General features: G+C 46.1%; 17 protein-coding genes and 1 pseudogene. 7 read left to right on the top strand and 11 right to left on the bottom strand.

The genetic code is table 11. The features are described 5' to 3' along the window. The first annotated feature begins 16 nt into the window (after positions 1–16). Positions 17–163 (top strand): hypothetical protein, encoded by a 147-nt coding sequence (locus tag QTN95_RS13400; protein WP_331417811.1) that lies wholly within the window; start codon positions 17–19, stop codon positions 161–163. 74 nt (positions 164–237) lie between these two features. Here QTN95_RS13400 and yghU read toward each other — a convergent pair whose 3' ends face one another. Beyond that, complete coding sequence (yghU, locus tag QTN95_RS13395) at positions 238–1,098, bottom strand: glutathione-dependent disulfide-bond oxidoreductase (protein WP_138971101.1); 861 nt, start codon at positions 1,096–1,098, stop codon at positions 238–240. Between the two features lie 203 nt (positions 1,099–1,301). After that, the gene (locus tag QTN95_RS13390) at positions 1,302–1,949 is read right to left on the bottom strand and encodes an HAD family hydrolase (RefSeq protein WP_331417810.1); all 648 of its coding nucleotides are present in this window, start codon (positions 1,947–1,949) and stop codon (positions 1,302–1,304) included. 285 nt (positions 1,950–2,234) lie between these two features. On the opposite strand from QTN95_RS13390, the gene QTN95_RS13385 reads away from it, so the two are divergent. After that, the gene (locus QTN95_RS13385; protein WP_331417809.1) at positions 2,235–3,110 is read left to right on the top strand and encodes an NAD(P)-dependent oxidoreductase; all 876 of its coding nucleotides are present in this window, start codon (positions 2,235–2,237) and stop codon (positions 3,108–3,110) included. A gap of 301 nt (positions 3,111–3,411) precedes the next feature. Here the strand turns inward: QTN95_RS13385 and QTN95_RS13380 are convergent, their stop codons facing one another. From QTN95_RS13380 to QTN95_RS13350, 7 genes are all read right to left on the bottom strand, one after another. Next, on the bottom strand, positions 3,412–4,443 hold the full coding sequence (locus QTN95_RS13380) for an NADP-dependent oxidoreductase (protein ID WP_331417808.1): 1,032 nt from the start codon (positions 4,441–4,443) through the stop codon (positions 3,412–3,414). 76 nt (positions 4,444–4,519) lie between these two features. Then, a complete protein-coding gene (locus tag QTN95_RS13375) occupies positions 4,520–5,104 on the bottom strand; it encodes a TetR/AcrR family transcriptional regulator (protein ID WP_331417807.1) in 585 nt (194 codons plus the stop codon). A gap of 155 nt (positions 5,105–5,259) precedes the next feature. Continuing rightward, the gene (yqfB, locus tag QTN95_RS13370; protein ID WP_138971104.1) at positions 5,260–5,577 is read right to left on the bottom strand and encodes a N(4)-acetylcytidine aminohydrolase; all 318 of its coding nucleotides are present in this window, start codon (positions 5,575–5,577) and stop codon (positions 5,260–5,262) included. Next, on the bottom strand, positions 5,574–6,770 hold the full coding sequence (locus tag QTN95_RS13365) for a DEAD/DEAH box helicase (protein ID WP_331417806.1): 1,197 nt from the start codon (positions 6,768–6,770) through the stop codon (positions 5,574–5,576). Before QTN95_RS13365 ends, yqfB begins: the two co-directional genes overlap by 4 nt. A 109-nt stretch (positions 6,771–6,879) precedes the next feature. Next, the gene (locus tag QTN95_RS13360) at positions 6,880–7,347 is read right to left on the bottom strand and encodes an OsmC family protein (protein WP_331417805.1); all 468 of its coding nucleotides are present in this window, start codon (positions 7,345–7,347) and stop codon (positions 6,880–6,882) included. A 141-nt stretch (positions 7,348–7,488) separates the two neighbouring features. Beyond that, entirely contained in the window at positions 7,489–9,168 is a 1,680-nt protein-coding gene (locus tag QTN95_RS13355) for an RluA family pseudouridine synthase (protein WP_331417804.1), read from the bottom strand. 76 nt (positions 9,169–9,244) lie between these two features. Then, a complete protein-coding gene (locus QTN95_RS13350; protein WP_331417803.1) occupies positions 9,245–9,583 on the bottom strand; it encodes a hypothetical protein in 339 nt (112 codons plus the stop codon). On the opposite strand from QTN95_RS13350, the pseudogene QTN95_RS13345 reads away from it, so the two are divergent. After that, positions 9,566–10,219 (top strand): annotated as a pseudogene (locus QTN95_RS13345) (LysR family transcriptional regulator); the annotation flags it as partial. The gene QTN95_RS13350 and the pseudogene QTN95_RS13345 sit on opposite strands and share 18 nt — an antisense overlap. Before the next feature lie 6 nt (positions 10,220–10,225). Here QTN95_RS13345 and QTN95_RS13340 read toward each other — a convergent pair. Continuing rightward, on the bottom strand, positions 10,226–10,810 hold the full coding sequence (locus QTN95_RS13340) for a LysE family translocator (RefSeq protein WP_331417802.1): 585 nt from the start codon (positions 10,808–10,810) through the stop codon (positions 10,226–10,228). Between the two features lie 144 nt (positions 10,811–10,954). On the opposite strand from QTN95_RS13340, the gene QTN95_RS13335 reads away from it, so the two are divergent. The 4 genes from QTN95_RS13335 to QTN95_RS13320 all read left to right on the top strand — a co-directional run bounded on the left by QTN95_RS13335 (position 10,955) and on the right by QTN95_RS13320 (position 15,957). Next, on the top strand, positions 10,955–11,395 hold the full coding sequence (locus QTN95_RS13335) for an Lrp/AsnC family transcriptional regulator (RefSeq protein WP_138971112.1): 441 nt from the start codon (positions 10,955–10,957) through the stop codon (positions 11,393–11,395). 178 nt (positions 11,396–11,573) lie between these two features. After that, positions 11,574–12,569, top strand: coding sequence for a porin (locus tag QTN95_RS13330; RefSeq protein ID WP_331417801.1), 996 nt, complete (start codon positions 11,574–11,576; stop codon positions 12,567–12,569). Positions 12,570–12,855: 286 nt separating this feature from the next. Then, positions 12,856–14,484, top strand: coding sequence for a methyl-accepting chemotaxis protein (locus QTN95_RS13325; protein WP_331417800.1), 1,629 nt, complete (start codon positions 12,856–12,858; stop codon positions 14,482–14,484). A 426-nt stretch (positions 14,485–14,910) separates the two neighbouring features. Beyond that, positions 14,911–15,957 (top strand): GMP reductase, encoded by a 1,047-nt coding sequence (locus QTN95_RS13320; RefSeq protein WP_331417799.1) that lies wholly within the window; start codon positions 14,911–14,913, stop codon positions 15,955–15,957. A gap of 118 nt (positions 15,958–16,075) precedes the next feature. Here QTN95_RS13320 and QTN95_RS13315 read toward each other — a convergent pair whose 3' ends face one another. Further along, on the bottom strand, positions 16,076–17,107 hold the full coding sequence (locus QTN95_RS13315) for a phage integrase (RefSeq protein WP_331417798.1): 1,032 nt from the start codon (positions 17,105–17,107) through the stop codon (positions 16,076–16,078). Between the last annotated feature and the right edge of the window lie 158 nt (positions 17,108–17,265).

Below are 17,265 nucleotides of genomic sequence, written 5' to 3'. Positions count from 1 at the left end.
ATCCGTTTGAGGGTTTATGAACAGTGCACAAGTTGCGGCGTCATATTCTAAAGCGATTGTTTCACCTATGCGTGAAGTGATGATGCGAGAATTTTTGGCGTTAGCAAAAATGGCGTCGGCAATTGCCTTACCATTTTTGCTGTTGTCTCTGGTTTGGATTTAACTCAGAGCAATACGACACAAGGATGTGTACTTTCTAGCCTTCCTGACATCATCCTCTTTCTGCACCGGTCATCCTTACTCTGGCTTTAACGCCATGACTTTATCGATATCCTCTGCGCTATGGCGTTCGAGCACCTGTTCCCACTCTTCACCAAATGGTCGGTTCACAATACGTCCTCGCTGTACGGCTTGACGAGACTCAATCTGTTTTGCCCAACGGACCACATGGGTGTAACTCTCTACCTGTAAGAACTCAGCTGCGTTATACAATTTGCCTAGTACTAGGTTTCCATACCATGGCCAGATCGCCATATCCGCAATCGTGTACTCTTCACCAGCGACAAAGGTGTTGTTTGCCAACTGCTTGTCCAGTACGTCTAACTGACGTTTGGCTTCCATCGCAAAGCGGTTAATCGGGTATTCTTGCTTCTCATCGGCATACGCGTAGAAGTGGCCAAAGCCTCCACCTAAGAATGGTGCGGAACCTTGAGCCCAGAACAACCAGTTGAAGGTTTGGGTACGGGCAGGCCCACTTTGTGGTAAGAACTTGCCAAATTTTTCTGCTAAGTGAACCAAAATTGACGCCGATTCAAACACGTTCTCAGGTGTTTCGCCTGAATTGTCGACCAACGCAGGTATCTTAGAGTTCGGGTTTACGGCAACAAATCCTGAAGAGAACTGATCGGAATCCCCAATTTTAATTAGGTGCGCATCATACTCCGCCTCCTTAATACCAAGGGCGAGTAACTCTTCCAATAAAATGGTGACTTTTTGGCCATTCGGAGTGCCTAAAGAGTAGAGCTGAAGGGGATGTTCGCCAACAGGTAGATCCCTTTCAAATCGAGCCCCTGCTTCTGGGCGATTAATATTTGCCCATTGGTTGCCTGAGCTAGGTTCGTTCTTCCAAACTTTAGGTGGTACGTATTGAGTTGTCATTGTCGTTCCTTATTCGGATTGCGTTCAATACTATTATTGGGTCACTTTAGGCGATAAAAACCCTAAGTAACAAACTGCCTATAGAACGCTTAGTTATTGAAAATTGGTAAAGGGTATAAGGGTGAGGTGCCGTGTTCGACAAGATGGTCGGCGAAGAAGTAGCGAGTAAACCAATGATGAGAAATGCTTACTCGCTGTCGAGATTACTGCTGTTTTAAATCGGCTAGGGCATCATGCAATGATGGCAGGATCTGGTGGCCAAGGGCGATCACATCCTCACTAGGTTCAAGCAGATCTGGGATTTGATAGGTATTCATTCGCGCTGCCACTGCACTACGTACACCATTGTTTGAGTCTTCAAACGCGAGACACCTAGTCGGGTCTACTCCCAAACGCGTTGCGGCGAGTAGGTAAATCTCTGGATCAGGTTTGCCATGTGACACTTCGCAACCACAAGTCAGGCTATCAAAATACTTATCGAGACCTGCCAGTTGAAGCTTAAAAGTGGCGACATCCTTATGTGTTGAAGTGGCGACAGCCGTTGGAATCTTGTGGCTTTTTAGCCACTCAAGTAGCTCTATAACGCCATCTTTGACAGGTATTGCCTGATGCTTGACGATAGTGTTGTAGTTGACTCGCCACTCATCGTGTACGGTTTGGTAGTGCTCCCCATAAGCGTGACGAAAGATCTTCTCAATCGTTGCAGAGTTACAACCAATAATCGATCGGTAAACCTCTTCATGGAAAGGTTGATGGGTTGTAGCGCAGGCCTGTTTGAAGACGCGCATACAGACACGTTCAGTGTCGAGTAGAAGGCCATCCATATCGAAGATAGCGGCTTGATAATTCATGTGACAACTTATTAAACATGGAAGTAACTGCGTTGATTCTGGCACAATTAGCCAAGTGAGTAAAAGAGCATATCAATGATATCTCGACAATTTTAATCGTCTTCGCTGGGGCGATTTGTTTTGTAAATGGCTAGAGGTGGTTGGTTAATCTGCCCTTATCGGTGACAAACAATGCTAAGTTCGCGTACTTTTCGAATGTGAACAACAGTTCGTTTGAGAAGTTAATTTGTCCGCCATTATTTAGTACACTGGCAACACAACAATCTATAACAGAGAGATAGAGTCATGAGCAACAAAGTCGCCTTCATCGGATTAGGAGTGATGGGCTATCCAATGGCGGGTTATCTTAGCAAAGCGGGAAACGAGACTAAGGTGTATAACCGCACATCGGCTAAGGCAGAGCGTTGGGCTGAAGAGTATCAAGGAACAGCGTGTGCAACACCGCGAGAAGCCGCGCAAGATTGCGATGTGGTTTTTGTCTGTGTTGGTAACGATGATGACGTGCGCAGCGTTGTTTACGGTGAAGATGGTGTCTTGGCAGGGCTAAAACCAGGAGCAGTATTGGTTGATCATACGACGACGTCGGCAGAGTTGGCGATTGAGTTGGCAGATGCGGCGAAAGAGAATGGAAATGCCTTTATTGACGCCCCTGTTTCTGGTGGACAAGCAGGCGCAGAAAATGGCGTGTTGACCATCATGTGCGGTGGTGATCAGAGTGTATTTGATGCCGTATCTCCCGTGATGGATGCCTATGCGAAACAAGTCAGCTTGTTTGGTGAAAACGGGCAGGGTCAACGCTGTAAGATGGTTAACCAGATTTGTGTGGGTGCGGTATTGCAAGGCCTCAGCGAAGCCATTTTGCTTGCGCAGAAAACGGGTCTTGATGTTGAAAAAGTCGTTGATACTTTAAAGCATGGTGCCGCAGGATCATGGCAAATGGAGAATCGCGCGGTCACTATGGCTAACGATCAGTTTGATTTCGGCTTCGCCATCGATTGGATGCGTAAAGATCTTGGATTCTGTCTTAAAGAAGCAAAACGAGTTGGTATCGAGTTGCCTCTGACTAAAGATATTGACCAACGATACGCTCAACTGCAAAAAGATGGCTATGGCCGTATGGATACTTCTGTATTGATTAAAGCGCTAGGCAAAAATCAGTAAAAAATAAACAGCTCTTTGGTGTCAAACAGTCTAAAAAAATCGAAGCTTTTCATGGTTCACCCCTCATTGTTCCTACAGAGCTAAGCCAATAGAGAGGTGCTATATGCACCTCTTTTCCTATTTGGTTTCAACAATAAATTTAGTTTAGGTTTTGCACGATTGCCAAATTTTATCTTCAGCAAATAGCGCGGATTGGAAAAGACGTTGAGGACGGTTGGGTTGGATTCGAAACAGCAAAGAGGGTTCACCACAGTGAGCCCTCTTTGGCATGATGTTTTAGTGTTCGATCACTACGTTTAGATCAAAGGGCAGCGTTGGTTTGAACAACGAGTTTACCGAAGTTTTTTCCTTCCAGCAGGCCGATAAAGGCTTGTGGTGCGTTTTCTAGACCTTCAACCAGATGCTCGCAGTAGTGAATTTTGCCTTCAGCTAGCCATTGCCCCATGTCTGCTGCAAATTCGCCATAGCGGTGAGCGTAGTCGTCAAAAATGATAAAGCCTTGCATTTTAATGCGTTTGATCAGCAGTTGAGCCATTAGCATTGACATGCGGTCTGGCCCAGCAGGCAATTCTGTCGCGTTGTACTGAGAAATTAACCCACATAGAGGAACACGAGCGCTGGTATTTAGTAGAGGCATTACTGCATCAAATACTTTGCCGCCAACGTTCTCGAAATAGATATCAATACCCTTATCACATACCTTTGCTAGCTGCTCGGCGAAATCGTCGGCCTTATGATCAATACATTCATCAAAGCCTAACTGTTCTTTTGCGTAACGGCATTTTTCTTCGCCACCAGCGACACCGATAACTCGACAGCCCTTTAACTTACCAATCTGGCCAACCATAGAGCCCACTGCGCCAGTCGCAGCCGCAACGACTAGAGTTTCTCCCGCTTTAGGCTGACCAATGTCTAGCAGCCCCATGTAAGCGGTGAAGCCTGGCATACCCATAACGCCTAACGCATAAGATGGATGAGAAGGTGCTTTACCCATCTTAATGAGACCTTCTCCATCTGAAATGCCGTAGTCCTGCCAACCGGTAAAGGCGAGAACCCATTCACCGACTTCAAAGTCAGGGTGGTTGGATTGCTCTACCTGACAAACGCTACCGCCAACCATCACTTCACCCAAAGCGACAGGATCGGCGTAAGATTTAGCATCGCTCATACGTCCACGCATGTAGGGATCAAGAGAAAGGTAAACACTGCGAAGTAGCATTTCTCCTTCGGCAGGTGTTGGTTTATCGACATTCTCAAGACGGAAGTTACTGTCGACCGGAGCACCTACCGGTCTTGAAGCGAGGACAATGCGGCGATTCGTTGAATTAGTCATGGGTAGTTCCTTATTATTAGACCAGTCGTCTAGTTGGTGTTTCAAAAAATCCCGTCGTGTAAAGTGGCGGGTATTATTAGTTGTTTAAAAGTTGTTGAGTCGCAATGTAGCAAGATTCCAGATTGCGGCCGTCTTGATGCAATTTGTTCAATAAACTTGCCCCAAGCCATTGCTGATAGAGCTGACGTGCCATTTGATCCGCATCACGACAGTGAATTGAGCCATCTTCAATACCAGATTGAATGCATTTGGCCAGCAACTGAACTATCTTTTCTGCACCGGACGCCAATTTCGACCTCATAGGCTCTGATAAATCCGCTACTTCAGCACTTAGCTTTACCACCAAACACTTATTGGCGTTACACATCCCGTTGTCGATATCTAACCAGCGCGAAAAATAATCTAGCAGGCGTTCGCGGCCAGTTGTCTTGTCATGCGACAATAAGTCACCGACTCGTGTCAGATAAGTTTTGAAATACTCTTCAATAAGCGCTTCTCCAAACTGTTCTTTTGATTTGAAGTAGTGATAGAAAGAACCTTTAGGTACATCTGCACTTTTAAGCAATTCAGATAGGCCAACCGCAGTAAAGCCTTTAGCCACGACCAATTGGTAGCCGACTTCGAGTATGTGTTGACGAGTGTCTTGGGTTTTAGCGTTCATGGCGCTACTATATTTTAAATTAGACCAGTCGTCTAGTTTTTGTTTTTCGCGACATGACCATGGACTCGCTAAGAGAATGATCGAACGAACAGGCGGAACCTAGATTAACTTAATGAGAAGACACAGGCTACCGTTGGTAGCCTGCGTTAAGCCACTTAAACGAGCTCGTAACTGATTTCGAAAAGGGTGTCTGTATTAGGGTAAATCTCCCTAATCAGTGCTTTGAGTTTTGGTAGTTCAATCGACTCCTGCTCGGCATGGAACTCGTTGATATCATCAAAGTGGAGGGGGTTAACCGACAGTATCTTAATGTTGCAGACTTTTTGGTCAGTTTCTAAGGTGTACACCTCCACTTCCGTTCCTGGAACATAATGGGACTCAGACTCATCACGGATGGTAATGGTCTTTTTTCCCGCCGTGATCAACGGAGTCAGAAACTCAAAAAAGGTAATTTTAGTTGGTGCGTTCATCAATTATCCTTTTGTTGGCGTTTGTGTTTTGGCACATAGTTTAAGATAGAAATCGGCACTGGCTTACGAGGCTCAAAACCTTCAATTTCACGGCGCTCAATCAAGTGACCTAAACGAGATTCGATCATGCAAAGGTTCTTGAAGTTATCTTTCGAGACAAATGAAATCGCTTCGCCTTGCGCATCCGCACGACCTGTACGACCAATGCGATGAACATACTCGTCTGCTGGGAATGGCAGGTCATAGTTAATGACTCTCGATAGCCCTTCAATATCAATACCGCGAGCGCCGACGCCTGTCGCAATCATGTATTTAATTTTGCCTGCTTTGAAGTCAGCGAGTAGTTGTGAACGCACCGCCTGACTTCGGCCACTGTGAAACGCTTCAGCAATGATGCCGCGCTTTTCAAGCTGCGACGCCAGCTTGGCTGCGCCATGTTTAGTTTCGATAAAAATCAGCGCCTGATCCCAGTCATTCTCATTGAACAGATGACTCAGCAGCGCTGATTTTCTGTCTTTGTCTACCGTTATCAGCCATTGCTCAATGTTTTTCTTTGATGCTTGGTTGGCCGCAATAGAGATTTCATACGGGTCATGAACCGCGGTTTTAGCCAGATCGCGCACCTTGTTTGACAGGGTCGCCGAAAACAGAAGATGCTGAATATCGGTAGGCAAACGATCGAGAATCTTGTTGATGTCTTCAATGAAGCCCATGTCGAGCATTCGGTCTGCTTCATCGAGTACCAGCACTTCGACTTCATCGAAATGCACTGCGCGTTTGCCATACATATCAATTAGGCGGCCTGGTGTTGCAACCAGAATATCGACACCATCGATTAATGCTTGTTTCTGGCTACTCTCATCGACGCCACCGTACATAGCGAGAGAGGTGAGAGACAGATTCTTACTATAATCTTGTACCTTTTGCTCAACTTGCATTGCAAGCTCACGGGTAGGAGCAAGGATGAGAGCGCGAATGCGTTTCTTACGCTGGGTTTGCCCTTGACTGAGCTTTTGTAAAATTGGCAGAACAAAGCTGGCGGTTTTACCGGTTCCCGTCTGTGCCGCAGCGATAAGGTCATCACCACGTAAGATCACTGGAATCGCTTGTTGTTGAATTGTAGTTGGCTTGCTGTAGCCAAGTTGAGAAATCACGTCGGTGATCGGTTGGCTCAGGCCAAGTTTGGAGAATGGCATGGTTACACTCAGGTTTTTTATCGTAGTGGGCGTTTACCCCATAATTGACGCTGAGTGTAGCATGAAGTGAGTTATTTTGATTAGCTTTGTTTCTCTCGCTTTACGGCTTCTAAGCAAGGATTTCAGTGGTTATCTCTGTTTTGACTGAATTCGCGATGAAGCAGTGTTGATGAGCAAGGTGATGGAGTTTTTGCAACTGCTCAAACGTTGGTTGCTTGTCTCCAACGAAAATGATGTTGGGCCGCAGAATCACTTGTGTCACGGAGCTTCTTCCTTGAGAGTCTTCTTCCATATAACCAACAGCGTGATCGATGTACTGGTCGATCACGTAGCGCTGTTTGGCGGCTATGCCAAGGAAAGTTAGCATGTGACAGCTGGAGATCGCAGCGATATACGCCTCTTCAGGATCAACATTTTCCGCCACTGAAAAGGGTAGGGGGACAACATGAGGTGAAGACGAGGCGGGAACAACGACTCCGCCATCAAACTCCCAAGTGTGGCCACGGCTGTATTGATTGTCGTTAAAGGGCTCTTGCTCGCCACGTTGCCATTTAACCGTAGCAGTGTAATCAGACATATTTGAACATTCCTTGTAGGCTGGCTTTAAGACATTGTCTTACACTGATTAGGTTGAGGTCTGAACCCTTAGATAACAAAAGCCTGACTAGACTCACAGCATTGACGGTTTCTAGTCCGCGCAGTGACTCCTGTCTGCGAGCTAAAACTCGGCCGGTGCTGAAAAGGTTAGTCTCTCTTTGCTATAAGGGTGGTCAAACTCCAACCGCTCTGCGTGTAGATGTAAGCGATCTGCTTTTTCACCATACAATCCATCACCGACCATAGGCAGGTTTAGTCCGAGATGGTGTGCACAGTGAACCCTAAGTTGGTGCGTGCGTCCAGTTTTCGGATAGAGGTAGAGCTTGCTTCGTCCGTCAGTGGTGTTAATTTTTTCCCAGTAAGTTTCAGCGGGTTTGCCATGCTCAAAACAGACCAATTGGCGAGGGCGGTCAACGGGATCCCCTCGCATTGGTAGAGTAATCTGGCCGCTCTCTTGGTCAACACTACCCACGAGCAAAGCGACATAGCGCTTGTGTACGCTGCGGGAGATAAACTGTTTCTGGAGGCTTTTGTTGGCGCGTTTAGTGAGTGCAAAAACCAGCAATCCCGATGTGGCCATATCCAATCGATGGATGACAAATGGTCCTTCTGCGTCGGGATAACGCATTTGTAAGCGTGTATAGGCAGAGTCCGAGATGGTCTTGCCTGGCACTGATAGTAGGCCCGAAGGTTTGTTTACGACGACTAATGCTTCGTCTTCGTATAAGATTTCCAACTCTTTGTCTTGTGCCCAGCTCTCTTCCAGTGGGTTGTCGTCAACCAGCAAGCCTTGCAACATGTGGCCTAATATTGGCTGGCACTTGCTATTACATGATGGATAGAACTTTGCGTGCTGTCGAATTTCCGATTTTGGAGAGACTCCCCACCAGAATTCCGCCAGCGCTAATGGTTTAAAGTTGTGCTTAAAGGCGTAATGTAACAACTTTGGTGCCGCACATTCGCCTGCTCCTGCGGGTGGGGTCGGGCTCGTCGTCGGTGCAAATATTGCAGATAGAGACTGTTGTTGTCCATGTGCATTAAGAAAACGGTATTGATTGAATAGTTTATTTTGCAGGGTATTGGACAACTGTTTTCTCTGTTGCTTGAGTTGTTCTAGTGACGTCTGCAAGACATCAAGCTCTGCTTTGATCGCCGCGATTCTTTCTTCCCACTCTAACTTGAGGTATTTGAGTTTGTTTTTTTCAGCGACACTCTCTTTGCCTAACTCTACTAACAGCGCATCGAGCTCCGCTTTACTTAATGTTTGTTCGCCGCGTTCGCGTTGCATTTTACGCGCTGCTCGGCCAGCAATAATGGCTTGACGCTGCTGATGTTCTTCGCTCTGATAGCCTTGCTGTAATTGACTTAACGTCTGCTTAAGCTCTGTAAGGCGGGGGTTGGATTGCTGCTGGGTAACCGCACTATTGATCTCAGTTATATTAGCCAGATCTGAACGAAAGAAGCTTTCCTCTGCCAGCATATCAAACACCGGTGGTACAAAGCCTGGTAGTAGGTTTTGATCTGCGATCTTGCCAGAAAAAGCAGAGAGATAACCAATTTCACCTTGAGGAGACTTAACCAGTAGAACGCCAAACATTTTACCCGTTCCTGCTGCATCACCGTCGATGCTAAAGTTGTGTTGCCATTGCTTCTGGGTCGTCAAGTGTTGTTGCAGTTGCTCAGCCGCTAACACGCACAATGGGTGCGGTTGATAATAAAACGGAAAGGTAAATTTCTCTGGTAGTGAATAATGTGCGATATCAGTGGAGAAACGGGTAAATAGATCTTGAGGGTGGTGCATTAGGGTATTCACTACAGGTAAAAACAACTGGCGTGATTTTACCTGTTTGTGTCTGGAATGCTAGCGCAGTGAGAGGCTAGCGGATGTAATTGATATTCGCACTGACGTACCAATGTTGCACTGTACCGTCGGGTCTTTCGATCCAAACGTCATTATCAAGGAACTTAACTCGACCATTGACCGAGAGCGATAATTTGTTGTCATCAACCTTAGTCACAGTAATAAATGGGTCAGATGTGATCAAAAAAGGTTCTGAGTCTGAGACGTTGGCTGATTGATCGATGAGGAAGAAGTGGTTCAACTTACCGGCTTGAGGATCGGTTGATATCGCTTTGTGACCGACCAATTTGTAGCCACCACCAATTGATTGATTAAGGATTTCGTTGCCGAGACGAACATGGGTAGGAATGAACACCCCAGTGAGTTTGTCGCGGTGGCGGAAACACACTCATTTACGGCGGCGGCAAACAAACTGGCGACTTCAGTTGCGCAGGTCAGCCGTCGCATTTCTACGCTAGAGGAACGTTTGGCCGTTAAGCTATTTAACAGGACGACTCGCAAAGTCACCCTCACCGAAGCTGGACATGTTTACTTCCAGCAATGCAAGCATCTTGTTGAGGGGTTAGAATTGGCTGAACTGGCGGTCACTCAGATGCAGTCAACGCCGAAGGGATTGTTAAAAGTGACCGCCCCAGTCACCTTCGGTGAGCAAAATTTAGCGCCTTTGTTGCATCAGTTTCTGGAACAGTACCCACAGGTCGATCTGGAGCTTATGTTGACCAACCAGAAGCTGGATCTTATTGAGATGGGCTTTGATGTGGCGATTCGCCTTGGTCGTCTTCAAGATTCGAGTTTGATCGCAAAACGTCTCTTAAGTCGGCAGTTATACGTTTGTGCTAGCCCGAGCTACCTAGACAGGTATGGAGAGCCTTATACATTATCTGAGTTAGCTCGCCATCAGTGCCTTGTGGGGTCAGTAGACTACTGGCGCTTTAGGGATGCAAAGAGCGAAAAATCAATACGCGTTACAGGCCGAACTCACTGCAATTCAGCCCAGCTAGATCATCGGCAGGGTTGAGGCGACGAGCAGTGTAGCCATCGCGATATTAAAACTTCGAATACGAAGTGTACTGGTTAGCCAACGTTGTAGCTCACGTCCCGCCAGTATCCAAAAAGTACCAGAGGGAAAGTTCACGATTAAAAAGGTACCTGATATGATCATTAGCTCAAACCAACTTCCACCATTGCTATACAAGGTGACGGAACTGAGAGCCATTGACCAGCCTTTGGGGTTGACCCACTGAAAGCTTGCTGCGGCAAGAAAGCTCATTGGTCTAAAGTCATCAACTGTTGAGGCTCTACCACTTAACGCAATCTTAAGCGCCAAATAAGCCAGATAGGCCAAGCTGACGTATTTTAGTACGACATGCGCTGTTGGATAAGCTTCAAATACCTTGTTCAAGCCTAGGCCAACAAGCAATACCATAAACGCAAAGCCAACTGCTATCCCACACATGTGCGGAAGCGTGCGCATATAACCCACATTGGCTCCAGAAGTCATCAACATGATGTTATTGGGGCCTGGAGTAAAGGTCGAGACAAAAGCAAATAAAATGAGAGCACTAAGTTGTTCAAATTCCATGAGAGTTCCTAATTGCAAAGTGATCGCAACAAAGTTGCGTGATGAGCTTCTCTTGACCGGTCAATGGCTATATTAGGTGGAAAAGTGAGCAATTTTGTGTTTTTATTCGAATCTAATTGGTTATTTGCACAATAAAGAGATGAAATGGATCGTTTTGACGAAAGGATATTGCACGAGCTCAAGTTAGACGGGAGAATCTCCAATGTTGAACTCGCGGAGCGTATTGGTTTATCGCCTTCAGCGACGCTGCGACGGGTCCAGGAGTTGGAGAAGCAGCGAGTCATCAAAGGTTACCGTGTGATTCTGGATAACAGCCGCCTTGGTATCGGATTTATTGCTTATGTTTCAATCGGCTTAGCCAGCCACAGAAAACAGGCTCAGCAAGAGTTTGAACAGCATGTGCGTTTTGTCGATGAGGTGGTGGAGTGCCACAACATTACGGGGGCCAACGAGTATTTACTCCGTGTAGAAACCAAGGATTTACCAAGTTATAAAAAGTTTCACGCCGATGTATTAGGTGAGTGTAGGCACGTTCAGTCGATTACCACCATGGTAGTGATGGACTCTCCTAAAGACAAACGTTAGCAATCAGTTTCATCTCGATAGGGCAGGTCTTCTTTGGCATGCCCTGTCACATTACTTCCATTATTTCGCCACTTAACCGTCATGGTTCAGCCATCAAAGCGTCACGCTGGCACATTAATTTATCTCGCATTAACCCATTCGAGCATCAAGCTCATTGAAAACTAAAAGGTAACGTAAGATGAAATTAGCAGTGGCAGCGTCTGCAGTATGTGCAGCATTGGTATCAGGATCTTCATTGGCAGCGACCGTGTACAAGGCAGAGGGTACCGAGTTTCAAGTCGGTGGCCGTGTTGAGTTTAGAGGTGACTTTATCGGTACCTCAAAGGGGGCTGAAATTCAGGGCACGATGGATGACAGTACCCGTGCTCGTTTGAATTTAAAAGGGAAGTCTGAAATAGCCCAAGGCATGACAGCATTTGGCGTGTACGAAGCAGAGCAAGACACAGGTAAAGACGAATTTGAAAACCGCTATATGTACGCAGGAGTCGATTTTGATGGTCATGCCTTATCGTTCGGTCGTCAAGATATGGCGTCTGTCATTGTCTCTGATCTAACGGACATCACGGAATTCTCTGGGATCCAGCAAGTCAATAATTCATCAAGCGACAAGCAGGACAGTGTGGTTGCGTATCGCGGAGCATTTGAATCTTTCAAACTACAGGCGACCTACCAAGCCAATAGTGAAGAAGACACCGATGGCTATGGTATTTCCGGGATCTATTCTGCGCCGTTTGGGTTGGATATTGGTTTGGCATTTTCGGTCGCAGATCTAGGTAAAGGGCTAGGCAGCCAATCACAAGTGCTTGGTGGTCTCGGTTATACGCTCGACAATCTTTATCTTGGTGCCACTTACTCTATTGGTGATCTTGATGATAAAGCGACAGGGACGGACGACAAAGAGTTCACCGCCTTAGAAGTGGTGGCTCAATATAAGTTTACCAAGCAGTTTTCCGCTGCGTTGCTTTATACCAATCAGGAAAACAAGCAAGCAAATGGTAGTAAATATGATGATACTGATGGTGTAGAGCTGGTCGGTTATTACAAATTCAACAGTAATTTCCGTAGCTATGTTTCTTACTACTCTAATGGCGTAACGTCGACGGATACGAACGCCGACGGATTCAAGGATACGGGTGAAGATACCTTACGTCTTGGCGTTCGCTACGATTTTTAATCGCAGAATTGCCTGAAGATTCTGTGGTAATGGCCAAGCTCAGCTTGGCCTTTTTTGGCTAAGTATCTTAGTTTAATATAACTTTTAAAGTCATCTGAATGTATATGCACTATAGTCGGTTTGCATATAATGGCGTCTGAGCCTAGAGTATTGGTCAGGACATACTGCTGACGAAAAAGCACCTCACTCCAGTCAGACACTATTACTTGAAATGCTTTAAGTCCCTTTTTAGCCAACGCGAGCTTATAACAAACAAGGGCGAGCTTAGACTGACAAAGAGTGAATTATGCAGCCATCATTAAATAATTTTTCGATCCGAACTCAGGTTTTGTTACCTGTTCTTTTTACCGCCCTAGCACTGATTATTGCGTTATTTGTCACCAAGAGAAGCATTCTAGCGGAAGAAGCCGTGGTCAATGAAATCATCGAATCACTGATGTTTTATACCGAAACGTTGGACGAGCTTGACGAAGAGGTATACACACTCAGACTCAGTGTGTTAAACGCTATCTATGGTAGTGAAGATCGCAGCGATTTCCCTATCAAATTGGATCATGGAAGGTCCGCTATTGAGGCAAAACTAACCCTGATTGATCAACGGGGAACATTTATCGATCAGGTGAAACCGGTTCGCGATGCGCTGAAAAACTATATTGCGCAGTCTGAGCGAGTGGTGGAATTTACTAACGCGAAAGAGTTAGGGCAGGTGAGTAGAGAGGAGTATAACGACTTTCTTAGCAATTATCGTCAAGCAGGCGATGAGATGGTGATTGTGGCTGATCAGCTTTCCCAACAAATTGCGACCTTCGCAAGTGAGTTTGTCGAGATGAGAGCGGCGCAGAATGTAAAAGTAAAACGACTGACGTTTATTTTGGTGCCTTCGGTATTCGGCTTATCGCTTTATGTCGCATGGGTTCTGTCAGGCATGATCGTTCGCCCAATACTCAACCTGCAAAATGTCATGCGCCAGTTAGCACAAGGTGACTTAACAATTCGAGCTGAGGCAAAGGGTAAAAACGAAATCTCAAAGCTAATCAATGACGTTAATCTAACGGCGAAGCAATTCCATTCGATCGTCGGTACCTTAACGAACATTAGTGACGAAGTTGCCAGTGCCTCGACAGTATTGGCTAAGGTTATGACCCAATCAGAATCCAATGCAGAGAAAGAACTGGCAGAAATCGAACAAATTGTTTCTGCTGTCAAAGAGCTATCAAGTGCTGCCGACAATGTCAGTGCTAATGCTCAGCAGGCTGGTCTAACGGCCCAAGAAGCTGATACGTTGGCAAAGTCTGGGCAACAAGTATTTGAGCTGAGTCATGCGGAAGGTGTGAAAATGGGCAAAGTACTCAATGACGCAGCGAACGTTATCATGACTCTGAAGTCTCAATCTGAGCGCGTCAATGACGTGATTGAAGTGATTCGCGGTGTCTCCGAGCAGACCAACTTACTGGCGTTGAATGCAGCGATAGAAGCGGCGCGAGCAGGAGAAACTGGGCGTGGTTTTGCTGTTGTCGCTGATGAAGTACGAAAACTGGCGGCGACAACACAAGACTCCACGGTAGAGATTCAAACCATCATTGAAGAACTACAGAAACAGTCGAATCTTGCCAATGAAAGCATGCAAAAAAGTTTGGATATGCTAGACGAAAGCAGCCAACTTACTAATCAGGCTAACGGTGCATTGCTGGGTATTACGCAAACCGTCACCAGTATTAATGCCGTCAATGCGCAGGTGGCAACAGCGGCGGAACAACAGTCTCACGTTACCCAAGAAATCAACGGCAACATGGCGAATATGTCCCAGTTGGTGAATCAAAACGTGTTAGGAATTTCTCAAAGCGCCACCGCCAGTGAAGCGCTTTCTGATCTCGCAGAGAAACAAAAACAACATTTGTCGTTCTTCAAGCTGTAGTTTTTGGGCTTTCTAAGTAAGTAATCACGTGTTTTTTTACTCAAGTGGCGAAAAATAGTTGAGCTCTACACCACTGTTTTTAACCAAAACGAGACATTGAGTCGAACATTTAGTTTAAAGGTTGGTTTAATTGCCTACGTAAAGGATTGCGTAAACGTTTGTGTGGCTGTTGTTAAGTGTTTGTTTTGAAAAGATAATTGGTATTTTAGGCGTGAGTTGCAGTCGGCTAGGTATGCAACTTAACCGAACTGTAGCATAAAAAATTTGAAAATATCAGTCTTGCGAGAAATAAATCGCGACCTATAATGCTGAAAACCGGAGCGTCTGCCAACGCTCCGGTTTTTTTGTGTCCGAAACTCAGTAAAACGTCTGCCAACGTTTACCGAAAACGCACGACACGTAAATTTGCTTACAGGAAAATTTATCATGCGTATCGAACAAGAACTTAAGTTAGGCTTTAAAGATGTACTATTCCGCCCGAAGCGTTCTACTCTTAAAAGTCGTTCTCAAGTTGAGTTAACCCGCGAGTTTACATTCAAGCATAGCGGTCGTCAATGGTCTGGTACTCCAGTCATTGCTGCCAATATGGACTCGGTAGGTAGCTTCGAAATGGCAAAGGCGCTCGCTGAACACGGTGTTATGACAGCTGTTCATAAACACTACTCAGTAGAACAGTGGGCTGAGTTTGTAGAATCTGCGGACCAAAAAACATTAAACAATGTGTTTGTTTCTACTGGTACTTCTGATGCTGATTTCGAAAAAACCAAAGAGATCATGGCACTTTCAGAAGAACTTATCTTCATCTGTATCGACATCGCAAATGGTTACTCAGAGCATTTAGTTGAGTACGTAGAAAGAGTACGTGCGGCATTCCCAAACAAAGTGATCTCTGCTGGTAACGTTGTGACAGGTGATATGTGTGAAGAGTTGATTCTTGCTGGCGCGGACATTGTGAAAGTGGGTATCGGCCCTGGTTCAGTATGTACAACACGCGTGAAAACGGGTGTTGGCTACCCACAACTTTCAGCAATCATTGAGTGTGGTGATGCGGCGCACGGCCTTGGCGGTATGATCATCGGTGACGGTGGCTGTTCATGTGCGGGTGATGTGGCGAAAGCATTCGGCGGCGGCGCAGACTTCGTTATGTTAGGCGGTATGCTTGCAGGTCATGAAGAGTCAGGCGGCGAAATCATCGAGAAAGATGGCGAAACCTTCATGAAATTCTACGGCATGTCTTCTCAGTCGGCGATGGACAAGCACTCAGGTGGTGTTGCTCAGTACCGCGCAGCTGAAGGTAAAACCGTACTATTGCCTTACCGTGGAAGCGTTCACGGCACTATTTCAGACATCCTTGGCGGTGTACGCTCAACCTGTACCTACGTCGGCGCAGCAAAGCTTAAAGAGCTAACTAAGCGTACGACTTTCATCCGCGTACAAGAGCAAGAGAACAACGTATTCGGTAAAGAGAAGTAAGCCAATACTTCAAAAAAGACGAATAATCGAGAGCCGCATTTTGCGGCTCTTTTTTTGTCTAAAAATCACCAAGTGGCGACAAAGTGGCGACAGCCGCCGAAAAATTTTTTGGCGATGACTACAAATTCGCGAGTGGATTACGAGTTATCGCCTCAGACAGGTGGTCAGGTGCGAAGTGTGCATAACGCATTGTCATGCTGATATCGGCATGGCCAAGAATGTCTCGAAGGACAAGAATGTTGCCACCGTTCATCATGAAGTGGCTAGCGAACGTGTGGCGCAACACATGGGATGCTTGACCAGATGGAAGCTCGATACCCAATTTGTTTTTCAGAATGTAGCAGAACGGTGTGTAGCACTCTTCAAATAGTTTTCCTGATGTTGGCTTATAGATTTCATGGTAAAGCTCTTCAGAGATGGGCACAGAGCGGTTCTTCTTGGTTTTAGTATTGGTATAGGAGATCTTGTATTTGCTGAGCTGGCTTCCACGCAGTTTTGCCGCTTCATTCCACCGCGCACCTGTGGCTAAGCATATTTTTACTATTTTGAGCATGTCTCCACGCTGATGCTGGCCAACCAGCTCGAGCAGTAGGGGAAGCTTCTCTTTAGGAATAAAAGCCATCTCTCGTTCTGCTACTTTGAATGGCTTGAGCTCTTCTAGAGGGTGGGGGAGGTTCCATTCACCGAGTTCTTTTAGCTTACTGAAAACCGCCTTAAAGCGCGCTAACTCCGAATTGAGGGTAGAAACACTTGGAGCGCCTTTTTGCCAGCGGTCATCAACAAAGTTGATTTGACCAGCCATCCTCAAGCTACGAAACTCAGCGTATTGCTTGGTGTTAAATAAGGAAGCGGGCGGGTTACCCATGGCTTTAACCATATGGTTAAACTTTTGGTAGATGACTTCTCCGTTGGTGAGCGTTCGGCCGTAGTGGCTGAACCAGGTATCCACAACATCAGACAGCCGCCTGTGATCACTACTCATGCCAAGCCAGGGCTTTTGGTCCACCTCTTTCATTGTGAACTTTTCAAACCCGACAGCCTCACCTTTGGTGGCAAAGCGTCTGCGAACGCGTTTCCCATTGCGTCCATTAGGGTAGCAGTCACAAATCCAAGGCTTGGTTGAACCATCTTTTAAGTTACGGATAGACATAAAAAAACAGTAAGCGTTCACCAGCAGTCCATTGACAAAAAGTGTGAGTTAACGCAATTGATCCAACATTCCTAATTGAGTGATCATTTCTAGCCGTCATGCTTAATGCATGAAAAAGAAAAAATCTAAATTCTCATCTTCGCCGCCCGTGGCCTCAG

It is taken from the genome of Vibrio sp. M260112, assembly GCF_036533775.1.
Classification (GTDB): domain Bacteria; phylum Pseudomonadota; class Gammaproteobacteria; order Enterobacterales; family Vibrionaceae; genus Vibrio.
This window is presented reverse-complemented; position numbering and strand designations above follow the sequence as displayed.